A 17,598-nucleotide genomic window follows, 5' to 3' on the forward strand; every position below is an offset into this window, starting at 1 on the left:
AAGGAGGGTATATAGAATTTGGCTCTAGATGGAACAACTTCAAACAGGCAAAATTCGGTGCAAATGAAGGTTTAGCTATCCTAGAAATACCTAGCCAATTTGCCAATGATATTAATTTATATAAATTACATCCGGCTTTACTAGATAATGCCGTTGGTTTTCTGAGCATCAAAGAAAAAAGCGCTTACCTACCATTTTCTTATAAAAAATTGAAGTTTAGAGAATCTTTACCTGAAAAAGTATACAGTCACATTAGATCCACTAAAAATGACAAATCTCAGAATGATACTCTGAAATTTGATATCACTATTATGGATGACCAAGGGAGAGAATTGATTGAGATAGAAGAGTATACTTTGAGAAAAGTAGATGTCAGCCCCAAAAAATCTCCTATTTCCGAAAGCCAAAACTTTTGTTTACAAATTTCTTCTCCTGGCAGTTTAGATACTTTGACATTTCAATCAGGATCGCGACAGCAACCAAGACGAGGAGAGATAGAAATTGAGGTGGCTGCAACTGGTCTTAACTTTAAAGAAGTACTTCTGGCTCTAGGAATGCTTCCTATCCCGACTGATGCCGATCTCAAGTTCGGTTTAGAGTGTGCTGGCAAAATAGTTGCATTAGGAGAAGGCGTTGAGGGATTTGAAATTGGAGATGAAGTGATTGCCTTTGGCGATGGTTGCTTTAGCCGATTCCTCACGACTTCTGCTTTGTCAGTTGCACTCAAACCTAAACATTTGAGTTTAGAAGCAGCGGCAACAATTCCCGTAGCCTTTACTACAGCTTACTATTCATTGATGCAATTGGGTCGGTTGAGTAAAGGCGATCGCGTTCTCATTCATGCTGCAGCTGGTGGAGTCGGCATGGCAGCAGTTCAAATTGCTCAGTGGGTAGGAGCAGAAATCTTCGCCACAGCAGGTAATCCAGAGAAGCGAGCTTTTCTGCATTCAATTGGGATTGAACATATCTTTGATTCTAGGTCTGTGGCTTTTGCTGATGAAGTTATGCAACGCACGCATAACAAAGGTGTAGACGTAGTTTTGAATTCCCTTGCTGGAGAATTCTTGACAAAAAGTCTAGACGTATTAGCACCTTACGGACGCTTTCTGGAAATTGGTAAGCGGGATATTCTCAATAACAGCCAATTAGGTCTAAAAGTCTTTGCAAAATGCTTATCGTTCTTTGCTATCAACGTAGATCAACAACTTCCTAACTTTAGCGACCTGTGGCGCGAAGTAGTACAACATTTCCACCAGAGAAATTTTAAACCTTTGCCCTATCAGGTCTTTGCCATTGATTCGGTGGTTCGCGCTTTTGAAGATATGGCAAGAGCAAAGCATATTGGTAAGATTGTCGTATCTTTGGAAAATCAAGACTCCCTACCTATTGGGGAAAACAAAGATACTAAAGTACCTGTAGCTTTCAGTTCTAGAGAGCCGAAAAAATCTCTTACACCTGCCCAAGCGTATCAAAAACAGCTGCTTGAGCAAGGGTTATCACCTGCTGAGGGAGTAGAAGTGTTCAACCGGATTCTGGAGAATACTTTTTCCCAAGTTCTGGTATCAACCAATGATTTTCGACTCCAAATCCAGCCGGATCTCGTGAGTTACTCACCCATTTCAGAAGCTACAAATAAAGATAACCTCTTGAAACCAACGTATTCAAGACCAGAACTAAGTACTGCCTATATTGCTCCCAGAAACGAAATCGAGCAAAAAATCTCTTCGATCTGGCAAGAATTCTTGGGGAGCGAACAAGTAGGTATCCACGACAACTTCTTTGAGCTAGGTGGCGATTCACTCCTGATAGTACAGGTACGCAGTAAATTGCAGGCGGCTTTAAACTGTGATATCTCCACAGCTGACTTATTTGAATATCCCACCATCAATGTCTTGGCAGGATATCTCAGCCAGACACAAAATCAACAGCCGCCAGCCTTCGAGCAAGTCCAAGAGCGTGCCAAGAGGCAAGAAGCAGCAATTGAAGAAGAAATGGAGCTGATGAAACTCAGGAGGAGAGTGTATGAGTAATCGATTGAAAGGAATAGCCGTAATTGGCATGGCAGGTCGGTTTCCCAAAGCCAAAAATGTGGCTCAGTTTTGGCAGAATTTGTGCAACGGTGTAGAGTCTATTTCACACTTTAGCGATGAAGAATTAATCGCACAAGGCGTAGATCCAACTTGTTTACAAGACCCTAACTATGTAAAAGCAGGGTTTGTGCTAGAAGACATCGAGATGTTTGACGCTTCATTCTTTGGCTATTCTCCTAGAGAAGCTGAGATTCTCGACCCACAACAGCGAGTTTTTTTAGAGTGTGCGTGGGAAGCTTTAGAAAATGCTGGTTACGATCCAAAAACAGACAATAACCTGATTGGTGTATATGCTGGGGGCAATCTAAGTACTTACCTGCTGAATAATCTCGCCTCACACCCTGACTTGCTCAAATCCCTGAATATGCAAATTGCCCTTGGCAATGATAAGGATTCTATATCTACACGAACTTCTTACAAGTTAAATTTAAAAGGGCCGAGTATTAGTGTTGGTACAGCTTGTTCTACCTCTTTAGTAGCTGTTCATTTAGCGTGTCGAGGGTTGCAAAGTTACCAGTGCGATATGGCACTCGCTGGTGGCATCGCCATCCAAACTCCCCAAGTAGAAGGTTATTTCTATCAAACTGGCGGGATGGCTTCAGCTGATGCTCACACTCGCGCCTTTGATGCTAAGGCCCAAGGTGGCCCTTTTGGCAGAGGCGTGGGTATTGTGGTCTTGAAAAGATTAGAAGATGCTGTAGCGGATGGCGACTATATTTATGGAGTAATTAAAGGTTCAGCTATTAATAATGATGGTGGGGTAAAAGTCAGCTACACAGCACCGAGTGTTGCAGGTCAAGCAGAAGCGATCGCCCAAGCCCAAGCGATCGCAGGATTTGATCCTGATACAATTACCTACATTGAAACTCATGGCACTGGCACAGCCTTGGGCGATCCGATTGAAATTCGAGCGCTAGAAAAAGTATTTCGTGCCCAGACCAGTAAGAAAGGTTTTTGTGCGATCGGTTCGGTTAAACCTAATGTCAGCCATTTGAATACAGCGGCTGGGGTAACGGGTTTAATTAAAACTGTTTTAGCTCTAAAGCATCGACAAATACCACCCAGCTTGTATTTTGAAGAACCCAATCCCGAAATAGACTTTGCCAACAGTCCTTTTTACGTTAATACCCAACTATCTGCATGGCAAACAAACGGGACACCACGCCGCGCTGGGGTTAGTTCTTTTGGTCTTGGGGGGACTAATGCTCATGTTGTTTTAGAAGAAGCCCCTGGAGGGGAGCAGGGGAGCAGCACTTCGGCTACTTCGGCTACGCTCAGTACAAGTACGCTCAGTGATCGAGGGGCAGGGGAGCAGGAGAGAAAGTATCAATTGCTGGTAGTTTCTGCCAAAACTGACTCTGCTTTGGAGACGGCGACTACAAATTTGGTTAATTATTTGCAACAGCACCCAGAAATTAACCTTGCAGATGTGGCTTATACATTGCAAGTTGGGCGACATGGTTTGAGCCATCGGCGGACAGTTGTTTGCCAAGATACTGAAGACGCGATCGCAGCTTTCCAAAATCCCAAACGAGTCCTAACTAGCACTCAGGATATGAATGAGCGCCCAGTAGTCTTGATGTTTACTGGTTTGGGAACTCATTATGTCAACATGGGTTCTGAATTATACCAGTTTGAACCAACTTTTCGCGAACACCTCGATCGCTGTTGCTCGTTGTTTGAACCCCTTTTAGGTCTTAATCTCAAAGAAGTTATTTATCCTACTTCCCATTCAACAATCGAAACAACCAAAGAAAAATCGGGTATAGATTTACGCCAAATGCTTGGTCGCGATCGCCAATCACCAGATCCCGCCGCCCAAAAACTAAATCAGACATACCTGACGCAGCCAGCACTGTTTGCCATTGAGTATGCTTTAGCTCAATTATGGATATCTTGGGGCATTCGTCCAGTAGCAATGATTGGTTACAGCATCGGTGAATATATCGCAGCAACAATAGCCGGAGTATTGTCTCTAGAAGATGCGATTACTCTTGTTGCCAAAAGAGCGCAAATGATTCAAGAGTTGCCAGGGGGAGCAATGCTAGCAGTTCCCTTAACAGAAGAAGAAGTGCAACCTTTCTTGAATAAAAACCTTTCCTTATCAGCAGTTAATGGCTCATTTCAGTGTGTGCTTGCGGGAACTACACAGGCTGTAGAAGAATTGGCACGCGAGTTGAGCGCTAAGGGGTTAGCCTGTCGGCAATTGCAGACTTCCCATGCCTTTCATTCTTACATGATGGAGGCGATCGCTGACTCTTTCACCGAACTAGTGCAAACTATCAGTCTCAAACCACCGCAAATTCCTTATATATCTAACGTTACCGGAACTTGGATTACAGCAGAGCAAGCCACAAATCCCAGCTATTGGACGCAGCATCTATGCCAACCCGTGCGTTTTGCTGATGGAGTAAATCAGTTGTGGACAAAACACAGTCCAATTTTCTTAGAGGTGGGGCCGGGACAAGCATTAAGCAGCTTGGCGATGCAATGCTTAGATAATGTTTCTGATGAAAATAAAGTAATATTATCCTCGCTGCGCTATGCTTATGAGCGACAATCTGACATTTCTTTCATCCTCAACACATTAGGACAACTGTGGCTTGAGGGAATCAACATAGATTGGTCGGGATTTCATACCCATGAGCGCCGATATCGCCTTCCCTTGCCAACATATCCCTTTGAGCGACAAAGATATTGGATTGAACCACAAAAATTATTACCTGCACAAATAAATTTCCAGCCCAAGTTAACAGCATCAGAGCTTTGGAAATCTTTAGTAGAAGCTGGTCAACACCAAGCTAGTACAGGAGCTTTGGAATTTGACGAGCAAATTGCTCAAGAGAAAAGAGAGTGTTTAGATCGTTTATGTATTGCTTATATTAATCTTACAACAGCACATTTAGGAGCTTTTAGCAATCCTACTAAAAAGTATTTTTTAGAAGAGTTATTTGACCAATGTCAGATTATTCCTTCCTATAGAGAATTGTTCAGTCGATGGCTAGAAATATTGGTAGAGCAAGGTCAGTTACATGAAGAACAAGGACTGTTTACTAACTTTTTACCAATATCAACAGACTTTGTAAATGAGCTTTTGGTAGAAGTCAGAACCAAATGGACAGACACACCGCAACAAATAGATTTGCTGCAACTGTATGGCGAAAATATGATAGCTCTGCTGACTGGTAAAAAAGAACCATTAGAGTTCCATGTTTCCACCTTATTAAAGTCAGGAGAATTTTTAGTCCAACAATTGCCTGAAAATAAGTACTACAACTCCATCATGCGGGTATGCTTAGAACAAGTGTTAAAACTGCTACCACCTGAAGTTAATCTCAGAATTCTGGAACTTGGCGCTGGGACTGGTACTGGCACGGCAGAGTTATTACCTATATTGCCATCAGAGAAAACTAATTATACCTTCACTGATGTAGGAGGTTTCTTCTTGAATGCAGCTAAGAAGAAATTTAGCGATTATCCATTTATTGAATACCAATTGCTAGACCTTGAGCAATCGCTACAAGAACAAGGATACTCAAGCCACAGCTTTGATGTAATTGTAGCTTTCCAAGTGTTGCACGTGGCTCGAAATATTGGAGAAACTCTCGATCGCATTCGCTCTTTACTCGCTCCTGGAGGTTTACTTCTTTTTTGGGAAACAACTCAACCACGCTTGGAATTTGAGTTCATTGACGCGCTGCTGATGAATCCCATAGAGGATTTAGAAAGCGATCGTAACATGTGCAATCCCTTTTTATCCAAAGAGCAGTGGCAACAAGAACTCAAATCTCATGGTTTTGTGCAGATGAGAGCCTTCTCAGAATTCGCACCTTTCACAGACCACATAATTGTCGCTCAGGCTACTACACAAACAACGCCCAAAGCACCAGCAGCATTTACAGCATTACTTGAAGCCGACAAAACGCATGAAGTTTCATTTGGCAAAAAGTCTAACATTGCTGACTGGTTCTACATCCCTTCATGGAAACGTTCGCTACCACCACAATCAAACGGTCAGGTCAAACAAGCAGAACGCTGGTTAATATTTGTTGATGAGTATGGGTTAGGCGCTCAAATCGTGCAGCGACTAGAACTTGAAGGTCATGATGTAATTACCGTCAGAGTTGGAAAACAATTTCAGACTACGAGTGAATCTTCAAGAGAGCATCTCGGTAAGCGTGCATATATAATAGCACCGCAACAACAAGATGATTACAATACTCTACTCAAAGAACTTCGTGCCCAAGACTTAATCCCACAAAGAATTATTCATCTGTGGAGTGTAACCCAGTCAGAATTTGCAGATTCTAACCCAACAGAAGGATTCCAAAGTTTATTATTGTTGACACAAGCGCTAGAAAAACAGAATTTTACAAATGAGTTACAAATTGCAATTATCTCCAATAATATGCAAGCAGTAACCGGAGTCGAAAATCTCTGCCCAGAAAAAGCAACACTCCTTGCACTTGTTAAAGTCATCCCACAAGAATATTCAAATATAAAATGTCGTAGCATTGATGTTGCTATTCCCTCACCAGGAAGTTGGCAAGAAGAGAAATTTGTAGGACAACTGCTGACAGAACTTAAAGCTAATTTCTCTGACTCAGTTATTGCTTACCGTGGTTTGGAACGTTGGGTGCAAACCTTTGAGTCTGTCCAATTAGATGCAAACGTCTCGGATACACTCAGGTTAAGAGAAAAAGGAGTCTACTTGATTACAGGTGGACTAGAAGACATAGGACTTGTAGTAGCCGAACATCTAGCAAAGACACTACAGGCAAAGCTGCTGATTTTAGAAGCTGAAGATTTTCCCAATCGGCAGGAGTGGGAACAGTGGCTGAAAACTCACAACGATCAAAATAACATCAGCCGCAAGATTTTCAAAGTGCAAGAACTAGAAAATTTGGGCGCAGAAATCTTAATCGAAAGCGCTGATGTGGTAAATTTAGTACAAAACAAGTTTAGTCAAATAAATGGGGTATTCCACACAACTAAAATACCCGTAGATAAGTTATTTAGCCCCATCGTAGAGATAGACCCAAGAGAGTGTCAACAACAACTTCAGCAAGAAATACAAAGACTCTTAGTATTAGAAGAAGTTTTGCAGTTACAAAAGCTTGATTTTTGTTTATTAATGTCTTCCTTAACCTCAGTTTTAGGAGGATTAGGCTCTGTTATCTACTCAGCAGCCAGTCTATTCATGAATGCTTTTGCTTGCCAGCACAATCAGAGAAATCCTATTCCTTGGATGAGCATTAACTGGGATGCGTGGCAATTTGCAGTAGGCAATTCACAAATACCTGCTAATACAGCTTTGGCTGAATTCGCCATCGAACCTTTAGAAGGTATAAATGCCCTTGAACGGATTATTGTGTGGAGTCAATATCATCAAATAGTTGTCTCAACTGGTAATTTACAATCTAGAATTGACCAATGGATTAAATTAAAGCCTTTACAACAGAAAACTAATGCTCAAAAAGCGAATTTATCTTCTCGTCACTCTAGACCGAACTTAAAAAATGCATACATTGCTCCTAGTAATGATGTAGAGCAAAAACTAGTTGAAGTTTTTCAAGAGTTACTGGGTATAGAACCTGTAGGTATTCATGACAGCTTTTTTGCTTTAGGGGGAGACTCTCTGACGGGAACTATACTCATTTCCCAACTTCGCAAAACTTTTCAGATAGAACTACCTGTTCGTTCTCTTTTTGAAGCTCCTACTATTGATGAATTAGCTTTGGTGATTGAAGAAATTCTCATAGAAGAGTTAGAACAATTATCTAGAAACGAAACAAGTGTAACTGGAGAGATTAACAAAACTCTTAATGTGCAATTGTCAAACTAGATCAAAAAAGTTGTTCATTCCAGGATAAAGATTATGAAAATTCAAACTGTCGGTGTTGTCGGAGCGGGTGTTATGGGAATTGGGTTAGCCCAAAGCCTCGCCCAAACTGGTCATCACGTAATTTTAGTAGATATTTCCGAAGAGATTTTGTCAGCTGCTAACAAACAAATCAGAAATAATATCCGTTTTCAAGGTTTTTTCAATAAAAATGAAAAAGTAGACAATCCTGATACCACTCTTCAAAGAATTAAATTTTCCACAAATTATAATTTTCTTGAAGATACAGAATTTGTGATTGAAAATGTCACTGAGAAGTGGGATATTAAAAAGGGAGTATACGCACAGCTTGATGCGATTTGTCCAGAAAAAACTATATTTGCAGCTAATACATCTGCTATTCCTATTACTCGCATTGCTTCATTAACTAAGCGTGCTGATAAAGTGATTGGTATGCATTTCATGAACCCGGTTCCCATGAAGCCGATGGTTGAAATGATTCGCGGGTATCACACATCTGATGAAACAATCTCAACAGCGAAAGAATTACTGGCTCAGATGGGTAAGGAAAGCATCCTCGTCAATGATTCGCCAGGTTTTGTTTCTAACCGAGTTCTCATGTTGACGATTAATGAAGCAATTTTCTTGCTACAAGACCAAGTTGCTTCAGTAGAAGAAGTGGATAGAATTTTTAAAAGTTGTTTTGGGCACAAGATGGGCCCTCTAGAAACTGCTGACTTAATTGGATTGGATACGATTCTTTTTTCTATTGAAGTTTTGTATGAAAGTTTCAACGACAGCAAATATAGGCCCTGTCAATTACTGAAAAAAATGGTAGATGCCGGGTTGTTTGGTCGCAAGAGTGGGCAAGGTTTTTATACTTACAATGGAGCAATTTAAAATTGGATATTAAAACAAAGTTCTTAGCCATTCTGAAAATCAAGGCAAATTGAAAAATGTCAGAAATACAAGTAAAAATTAGAGAATTTTTATCCCGATTTTTCCGAAATCATGATTTGCAGTTAGATGAAGATATCTTTGCCCTTGGTTTTGTAAATTCCATGTTCGCTATGCAACTTGTTTTATTTATCGAACAAGCGTTTCAAATTACTATTGACAATGAAGACCTAGAACTTGATAACTTCAGAACTATAAATTCTATGACTCGTTTAGTTGAACGCAAAACAACTTTAGTCGTATAAAAATGAATCAATATAAAAATTCCCATCCTTTCTACCAAACAAGTAATCATCATGAAAATTGAGTTGACATCTCAACAAAAAGATGATAAATCTAAGTTTAGAGGTTTCGTAAACGAAGAAATTATACCTCATGCAAATTCCTTCGACCAAGAAGAATATACCTCTTCAAAAGTTATAGAAAAGTTTGCTCATCAAGGATATTTGGGTGCAGTATTACCTGAAGAATTTGGTGGCAAAAGTATGGATATCATCACCTATGGTCTTCTGAATGAAGAAGTTGGACGAGGATGTTCTTCTTTACGGAGTTTGCTCACAGTTCACAGTATGGTTTCTTATGCTCTTTGTCGATGGGGTAATAAGTCTCAAAAAGAGTATTGGCTGCCAAAATTAGCATCTGGTGAAGTTATAGCTGCTTTCGCCTTAAGTGAACCAAACGTAGGTAGCGATGCCAAAAGTATAGAAACCACAGCAACACTCTCTGGTGATTATTATGTTTTAAATGGAAATAAAAAATGGATTACCTACGGGCAAATTGCAGATGTATTTTTGGTATTTGCCCAATGTTCGGGTAAACCTTCTGCTTTTTTAGTTGAAAAGAATAGTCCAGGATTTTCAATACAACCTATTTCTGGAATATTAGGCGTTCGGGCTTCAATGCTTGCTCAATTAAACTTTCTAGATTGTCGAATTCCTAAAGAAAACCTGGTAGGCAGATTGGGTTTTGGCTTTTCCTATATAGCTTCTTCTGCATTAGATTATGGAAGATATAGTGTGGCATGTGGTTCTGTAGGTATTGCTCAAGCTTGTCTAGAAGACTGCATTCATTACACGAGTGAACGAAAGCAGTTCGATGTTTATTTGAAAGAACACCAATTAATTCGGCAAATGATTACCGAGATGATAGTTAATGTGAAAGCAGCAAGATTACTGTGCTATCAAGCTGGCTATCTCAAAGAAATTGGCGATCCCAATTCCATCACAGAGACTTCAATTGCCAAATATTTTGCATCTACAACAGCAACTAAAGTCGCAAATTATGCCGTACAAATTCACGGGGCTAATGGTTGTACTAAAGAATATTCGGTTGCTAGATATTTTCGAGATGCCAAAATTATGGAAATCATTGAAGGAAGTACACAAATACAACAGATTACCATCGCTGATTACGGTTATCAGGAGTACATATCAAAACCTACTTCCACTGTTAATTATCCAAACTTACTGGCAATGATGTGAGAATATGATTAGCACAAACACTGAAATCTCAAGCGATAAACAAGTCGAGAAAAAAACTATCAAATGCGTAGTTTGGGATTTAGATAACACGCTTTGGGATGGTGTTTTGTTAGAGGATGATTGTGTTTATCTGTTCCCCGATATAATCGATATTATCAAAACATTAGATAGTCGAGGTATTTTGCAGTCTATTGCCAGTAAAAATGACTATGCCAAAGCAATGGCAAAAATCCAGGAGTTTGGGTTACACGAATATTTTTTCTATCCCCAAATCAATTGGAATTCAAAATCGAGTTCTATTCAAGAAATTGCGAAGTCGCTCAATATTGGTATCGATGTATTTGCCTTTATCGATGACCAGTTATTTGAACTTGAAGAAGTCAATTTTTCCCTTCCGGAAGTACATTGTATTAATGTAACTGATTTAACTAATATCTTAGATAAACCAGAAATGAATCCTCGTTTTATTACAGAGGATTCAAAACTGAGAAGATTAATGTATATTAGTGATATTGAACGAAATAATTCGGAAAAAAAATTTATTGGTACTCAAGACGAATTTTTAGCTACACTAAATATGACTTTTACTATCTCTAATGCTCAAGAAGATGATTTGCAAAGAGCTGAGGAGTTAACATTAAGAACTAATCAATTAAATACAACTGGTTATACATACTCCTATGACGAATTGAATTATTTCCGAAAATCAAATCAGCATAAAATACTAATTGCTAGTTTAGAAGATAAATATGGTAGCTATGGAAAAATTGGACTAGCTCTTATAGAATGTGCAGAGTCCGTATGGACTCTGAAGCTTTTGCTGATGTCTTGTCGGGTTATGTCGAGAGGTGTCGGCACAATTATGCTAAATCATATTATGACATTGGCTAAGAATAATAATGTTCATTTGCGGGCTGAGTTTGTTTCAAATAATCGTAATCGAATGATGTATATATCTTATAAATTTGCAGGTTTTCAAGAAATTGAAAAAAATGGAGACTTGGAGATTTTAGAAAACGATTTAACGCGAATCCAGCCTATTCCTGAATATGTCAAGGTCAAAATTATGGATTAGAAGGTACTGCTAGTTATCGTAGTTTGATAGGGGGGATTATGGAAACAAGAAAAGATGAAATTTTAAAACGGCGATCGAAGCTTTCACTCGCTCAACAAAAACTTCTCACAAAGCGATTGCGCGGTGAAGTTGACTCTCGCTCTCAATTAGAGGTTATTTCAAAACGTTCCCAAATAAGTCCTGCTCCCCTATCCTTTGCTCAACAACGGCTGTGGTTTCTGCACGAATTTGCTCCGAATAACGCTTTTTATAGCGAACCTGTAGCTGTAAACTTCAAGGGTTTGCTAAATGTGGCAGCACTAGAACAGAGTTTCAACGAAATTGTGCGTCGCCATGAAATTCTACGCACAAGTATCCAGAGAGTAGAAGGACAACTAATTCAAGTCATCACCCCAACCTTAAGGGTGACGCTACCATTGGTGAACTTGTGTGAATTGCCAGCATCTGATCAAAAAGCGGTAATTCAGCAACTGGTAATTGCCGAAACTCAACAAGCTTTTGACTTAACCAAAGATGTCTTACTGCGAGCTAGACTGATACAGTTTTCCGAAACAGAACACGTTTTGCTGTTAATCATGCACCACATCGTCTTCGATGGATGGTCGCTGGGGGTTCTCGTCCGGGAACTAGCTGATTTCTACGCAGTATTCGCTCAGGGGCAACCCTCGTCCCGATCAGAACTGCCAATCCAGTATGCCGATTTTGCTGTTTGGCAGCGGCAGTGGTTACAGGGAAAGGTGTTAGAAAATCAGTTAGCTTACTGGAAGCAGCATCTGAAAAATCTTCCTACTTTAGAACTACCTACCGACAAAGCTCGGTCAGCAGCACAAACCTTTAAGGGTGCAAAGCAATTTTTTGTGCTGCCCAATCTATTACTTGAAGCACTCAAGACCTTAAGCCAGCAGGAAGATGCAACGCTGTTTATGACCCTGCTGGCGGCATTTCAGACGATGTTGCACCGATACACAGGTCAAGAAGAAATCGTTGTTGGTTCTGTGATTGCTAACCGCAATCGTCTAGAGATCCAACAGTTGATTGGGTTTTTTGTCAATAGCTTGGTGTTACGCACCAACGTTTCTGGGAACCCTACTTTTCGAGAGTTATTGGCACAAGTGCGCCAAGTAACCTTAGGGGCTTATGCCCACCAGGACTTGCCATTTGAAAAGCTGGTGGAAGTTCTTAACCCAGAGCGAAACTTGAGTCGCACACCGCTGTTTCAAATTTTGTTTGTTCTCCAAAATGCCCCAATGCCACCCTTGGAGCTGGAAAACTTGACTATGACTCCATTAGAGGTAGACAATGGAACAGCGAAGTTTGATTTGTTTCTGAGCCTTAGAGATACAGAGCAAGAACTAACAGGATGTATGGAATATGACTCCAACCTGTTCGACGCAGCTACGATAACTCGGATGCTGGGACATTATAAGACCTTGCTAGAGAGCATCATCACCGATCCTGATCTGCATCTCACCGAATTGCCAATCTCGACCAAGGTGGAGCGGCAGCAACTGCTGGTGAAATGGAATAACACCAAAACAGATTACTTGCATAACCAGTGCATCCATGAGCTATTTGAGGCTCAGGTGGAGCGATCACCGGATTCTGTGGCAGTGATCTTTGAAGATGAACAATTAACGTACCAAGATCTGAATCGGCGGGCTAATCAATTGGCGCACCACCTGCGATCGCTAGGTGTCGGACCAGAGATTTTGGTGGGAATTTGTGTCGAACGATCGCTCTCTATTCTCATCGGGCTATTGGGCATCCTCAAGGCTGGTGGAGCTTATGTACCGCTAGATCCTGCATATCCACAATCACGGTTAGCTTTTATATTAAAGGATACCCAGATATCGGTGCTGTTAACTCAAGAAAAGTTAATTGCAACTTTGCCAAAACACACAGCTATGGCAGTGTGCTTGGACACCGATTGGGAGAAGATTGCCAACCAGAGCTCTCTTAATCCCATTAATAATGCAACAAATGAAAACTTGGCATATACGATCTACACTTCTGGTTCTACAGGTAGACCCAAGGGCGTGGCGATCGAACATCGTAGCACAATTGCCTTCTTAGATTGGGCGAAGAAGCTCTTTGCTACTGAAGCATTAGCTGGAGTTTTAGCATCAACCTCCATTTGCTTTGACCTTTCAGTTTTTGAGATGTTTGTCCCCCTGGGCTGTGGCGGTAAGGTCATCTTAGTTGAGAATGCTCTATATTTACCCACCTCGTCACAAGCCAATCAGGTAACCCTCATTAATACTGTTCCCAGCGTGATTGCAGAATTACTAAGGGTTGACGGTATTCCAGACTCAGTGCGTATAATTAACTTAGCTGGTGAACCAGTTCAGAATAAACTTGTACAACAACTTTATCAACAAGATAATGTTCAACAAGTTTTCAACCTGTACGGTCCCTCTGAAGACACAACTTATTCAACCTTTGCTTTGTTGCATAAGGGAGCCAACGATATCCCGCCTATAGGTCGTCCTATTGCGAACACAGAAATTTATTTGCTCGATCAAGATCTACAACCCGTTCCTGTAGGTGTACCAGGTGAGTTGTATATTGGTGGTGCAGGCCTAGCCAGAGGGTATCTGAATCAAGCTGAGTTGACTGCCGAGAAGTTTATTCCTAATCCTTACTCTTATCCTTACCCAGACGCTCCGCGAACGGGAATGTCTGATTCTAACGGACACGCTACTCAAACGACGAACGGTAACAAGCTGGGAGCAAGATTGTACAAAACGGGAGACTTGGCTCGTTATCGATCTAACGGAAATATAGAGTTTTTGGGGCGAATTGACCATCAGGTGAAAGTCCGTGGCTTCCGTATTGAACTCGGAGAAATTGAAGCGTTATTGAATCAACACCCAGGGGTAGAGCAGGCTGTGGTGTTAGCACAAGAGGATCAATCGGGCAACAAGTCCTTAGTAGCCTATGTAATTCAAAATTTACAAAACCAGAGCTTAGAAGAGTTAGTACCAGGGGCATCCAGTTATGACGAGCAGGTTTTGCAATGGAAGCTTGTCTGGGATGAAAATTACAGCAAAACCTCTGTGCATCATGACCCAAAATTCAATTTGATTGGCTGGAATAGCAGCTATACGGGTCAGCCTATTCCCGTTGAGGAAATGCACGAGTGGGTGGAGCATACAGTAGAGCGCATACTTACCTTTAAACCAACCCGTGTACTGGAGATTGGTTGTGGTACAGGTCTACTGCTATTTAAAATCGCTTCCCAGTGCACCCAATACTTGGGCACAGACTTTTCGCAAGAAGCTTTAGACTATATTCAACAGCAGTTGAATATGGAGAAGCCGCAGCTGAGACAAGTTACTCTTTGCCAAAAAGAGGCAGACCAATTTGAGGGAATTGAAGCGGAAACATTCAATGCAGTTATCCTCAACTCTGTGGTTCAGTACTTTCCTAGCATTAATTATCTGCTTCGCGTATTGGAAGGCGCTGTAGCTCGTGTGCAGGCAGGAGGCTTTATTTTTATCGGAGATGTACGTAACTTGCCACTTCTAGAGGCTTTCCATAGCTCAGTTCATCTGTATCGTGCACCCTCCTTTCTTTCTAGAACCCAGTTGCAGCAGCGGGTGAAACAAAGCATTGCCCAAGAAAAAGAATTGGTGATTGATCCAGCATTCTTCATCGCTTTGAAGCAACATCTCCCGAAAATCAGTCACGTCCAGATTTATCCTAAGCGTGGTTATCATCAAAATGAGCTTACTAAGTTTCGCTATGATGTGATTCTCCATATAAAAGCTGAAGTAAATTTCGCTCAGGAGTTTCCTTGGCTGGATTGGCAGGAGCAAGAGTTAACAGTAACTTCTGTCCGCCAGTTGCTAGAATCAACAAAGCCTGAGATACTTGGGCTACGACGTGTGCCAAATGCGCGTCTGTTGGCAGAAGTAAAAACAGTAGAACTGCTTGCCAGTGACTGTGGATATGACACAGTAAGAGATATCAAGCAAGCCTTAGAGTCACTTGATACTGGATCTGCTGTAAATCCAGAAGACCTATGGACTTTGAAGGGCGAATTACCTTATGCTATCGACATTAGTTGGGCAAGTGCTGCTGTAGATGGCAGTTACGATGTACTCTTGACGCGGTGCCCAAGGGCAGGAGGATTAAAACAAATAATTCCTGCTTTCGTTGGTGAAACAGTTCGCCCTAAACCTTGGACTTTTTATGCCAATAATCCTCTGAAGGCGAAATTTGAGCGTGAATTGGTGCCACAGCTACGCAGCTTTTTACAGAAAAAACTACCTGAATACATGGTTCCCTCTGCTTTCGTAACGTTAGAGACACTGCCTTTGACGCCTAATGGCAAGGTAGACAGGCGATCGCTGTCAGCATTTGGTTTTACAAAACTTCAGTCCGAAGTCAACTTTGTAGCTCCCTCTACCCCCATCGAAGAAATGCTAGCTGGAATATGGGCAGAGGTTCTTGCTATTGAGAAAGTAGGCATTCACAACAACTTTTTCGAGTTGGGAGGACATTCCCTTCTAGCGACTCGTGTCATTTCCCAAGTGCGGCAAGTTTTTTATGTAGAGCTTCCCTTGAGTCGCCTGTTTGAGAAGCCTACAATAGCAGAGTTCGCCCTGGACATTGAAACAGCTACTAAGACAGGTTTAGGACTAGAAGCACCGCCCATTGAGCAGATTTCACGGTCGGAAGAGTTACTTTTATCTTTTGCACAACAGCGACTGTGGTTGCTCGCTCAGTTACAGCCAAACAATCCTTTCTACAACATGCCTGCGGCTGTTCGCTTAGAGGGACAATTGAACATAGGAGCACTACAACAAAGTTTCAACGAAATTCTGCGCCGTCACGAAGCTTTGCGAACGAATTTCCAGACCGTAGAAGGACAACCCGTAACAGTTATCTCATCAGCAATACCGCTACTGTTGCCTGTATTTGACATCAGTGAATTACCTTCAAATCAAAAAGAAGTTGAAGTTAGGCAACTGGCAGATAAAGAAGCACAACAACCGTTTGACCTCAAAAGTGACCTAATGCTGCGGGTGAAACTACTACGCCTTGGTGAACAAGAGCACATAATACTACTGACCATGCACCACATTGCCTCTGATGGTTGGTCACTGGGCGTGCTGGTAAATGAGTTAGCAACACTTTATCAAGCCTTCTGTAATGAGCAACCCTCACCGTTAGCTGAATTGCCGATCCAATACGTAGACTTTGCAGCTTGGCAGCGGCAATGGTTGCAAGGGGAAGTATTAGAGACCCAGCTTTCCTATTGGAAGCAACAGCTTGACAGCTTGCCCGTGTTGCGACTGCCCATCGACCGTCCCCGACCTACAGTTCAAACTTTTCAGGGAGCCAGGGAATATCTAACATTACCCCCGGATCTTGCAAGAAACCTTAAGGTCTTAAGTCAGCAGAAAGGAGTCACATTGTTTATGACACTGCTAGCCACTTTTAAGACTTTACTGCATTGGTACGCGAGCCAGGATGACATAGTTGTAGGTACTGATATTGCCAACCGTGACCGAGCTGAAATTGAAGGTTTGATTGGATTTTTTGTCAATCAACTGGTGTTACGCACAGACTTATCAGGCAATCCCACTTTTCAACAGTTGCTGGGACGGGTGCGAGAAATGACATTAGGTGCTTATGCTCACCAACATCTGCCATTTGAGAAACTGGTAGATGTTCTCAAGCCCAAGCGGACTCTAGACCTTATGCCGCTATTTCAGGTCAAGTTTGTTTTCCAAGCCCCACTACCACCCTTGGAGCTTTCGGATCTGACTGTAAGCCTGTTGAATCCCGATACCGGGACAGCGAAGTTTGACTTGCTTGTGAACCTTACAGATACAGAACAAGGCCTGATTGCGGAGTTGGAGTATAACACAGAGATATTTAACGCTTCTAGCATGACCCGGATGCTAGGACATTTTGAAACACTTGTGCGTACTGTTGTTGCACAACCCGAAATCAAACTCAATGCCCTAGAAGAAGTTCTTGCTGACGCAGATAGGCAACAACAGATCGCTAAAGAAAAAGAACTAAAGGAAACTCGCCTCCAAAAATTTAAAAACATAAAGCGTAAAGTTAGTGAACAAAGAATTTGAATTATGAATAGTATTGACGCCAACAATAAAAAGAGCTTGAATGCCAGAAATGAGT

Annotated in this window: 7 protein-coding genes and 1 pseudogene; all 8 read left to right on the forward strand. The window is 41.5% G+C overall.

Translation table 11 applies throughout. The annotated features are described in order from the left end of the window. Positions 1 to 2 precede the first annotated feature (2 nt). Positions 3 to 359, forward strand: a pseudogene (locus RM368_RS38840) (polyketide synthase dehydratase domain-containing protein); the annotation flags it as partial. Positions 360 to 449: 90 nt separating this feature from the next. Beyond that, complete coding sequence (locus RM368_RS38845; RefSeq protein WP_416212253.1) at positions 450 to 2,030, forward strand: zinc-binding dehydrogenase; 1,581 nt, start codon at positions 450 to 452, stop codon at positions 2,028 to 2,030. Then, on the forward strand, positions 2,023 to 7,935 hold the full coding sequence (locus tag RM368_RS23110; RefSeq protein ID WP_322696207.1) for a polyketide synthase: 5,913 nt from the start codon (positions 2,023 to 2,025) through the stop codon (positions 7,933 to 7,935). The genes RM368_RS38845 and RM368_RS23110 overlap by 8 nt, the downstream gene beginning before the upstream one ends. A gap of 33 nt (positions 7,936 to 7,968) precedes the next feature. Further along, complete coding sequence (locus RM368_RS23115) at positions 7,969 to 8,832, forward strand: 3-hydroxyacyl-CoA dehydrogenase family protein (RefSeq protein ID WP_322696208.1); 864 nt, start codon at positions 7,969 to 7,971, stop codon at positions 8,830 to 8,832. A gap of 56 nt (positions 8,833 to 8,888) precedes the next feature. Continuing rightward, entirely contained in the window at positions 8,889 to 9,134 is a 246-nt protein-coding gene (locus RM368_RS23120) for an acyl carrier protein (protein WP_322696209.1), read from the forward strand. A 51-nt stretch (positions 9,135 to 9,185) separates the two neighbouring features. Further along, entirely contained in the window at positions 9,186 to 10,370 is a 1,185-nt protein-coding gene (locus tag RM368_RS23125) for an acyl-CoA dehydrogenase family protein (RefSeq protein ID WP_322696210.1), read from the forward strand. Between the two features lie 4 nt (positions 10,371 to 10,374). Further along, positions 10,375 to 11,445, forward strand: a complete 1,071-nt coding sequence (locus tag RM368_RS23130; protein WP_322696211.1) for an HAD-IIIC family phosphatase — start codon at positions 10,375 to 10,377, stop codon at positions 11,443 to 11,445. A gap of 38 nt (positions 11,446 to 11,483) precedes the next feature. Beyond that, positions 11,484 to 17,543: a non-ribosomal peptide synthetase gene (locus RM368_RS23135; RefSeq protein ID WP_322696212.1), complete on the forward strand. Its 6,060-nt coding sequence runs from the start codon at positions 11,484 to 11,486 to the stop codon at positions 17,541 to 17,543. Positions 17,544 to 17,598 lie beyond the last annotated feature (55 nt).

Source organism: Nostoc sp. DedSLP03 (genome assembly GCF_034530815.1).
In the GTDB taxonomy this organism is placed as follows: Bacteria; Cyanobacteriota; Cyanobacteriia; order Cyanobacteriales; family Nostocaceae; genus Nostoc.

Excerpts from the sequence above, each read along its gene's own strand:
- RM368_RS23110 (WP_322696207.1), top strand. The coding sequence starts at position 2,023 with ATGAGTAATCGATTGAAAGGAATAGCCGTAATTGGCATGGCAGGTCGG.
- RM368_RS23135 (WP_322696212.1), top strand. The coding sequence starts at position 11,484 with ATGGAAACAAGAAAAGATGAAATTTTAAAACGGCGATCGAAGCTTTCA.
- RM368_RS23125 (WP_322696210.1), top strand. The coding sequence starts at position 9,186 with ATGAAAATTGAGTTGACATCTCAACAAAAAGATGATAAATCTAAGTTT.
- RM368_RS23120 (WP_322696209.1), top strand. The coding sequence starts at position 8,889 with ATGTCAGAAATACAAGTAAAAATTAGAGAATTTTTATCCCGATTTTTC.
- RM368_RS23130 (WP_322696211.1), top strand. The coding sequence starts at position 10,375 with ATGATTAGCACAAACACTGAAATCTCAAGCGATAAACAAGTCGAGAAA.
- RM368_RS23115 (WP_322696208.1), top strand. The coding sequence starts at position 7,969 with ATGAAAATTCAAACTGTCGGTGTTGTCGGAGCGGGTGTTATGGGAATT.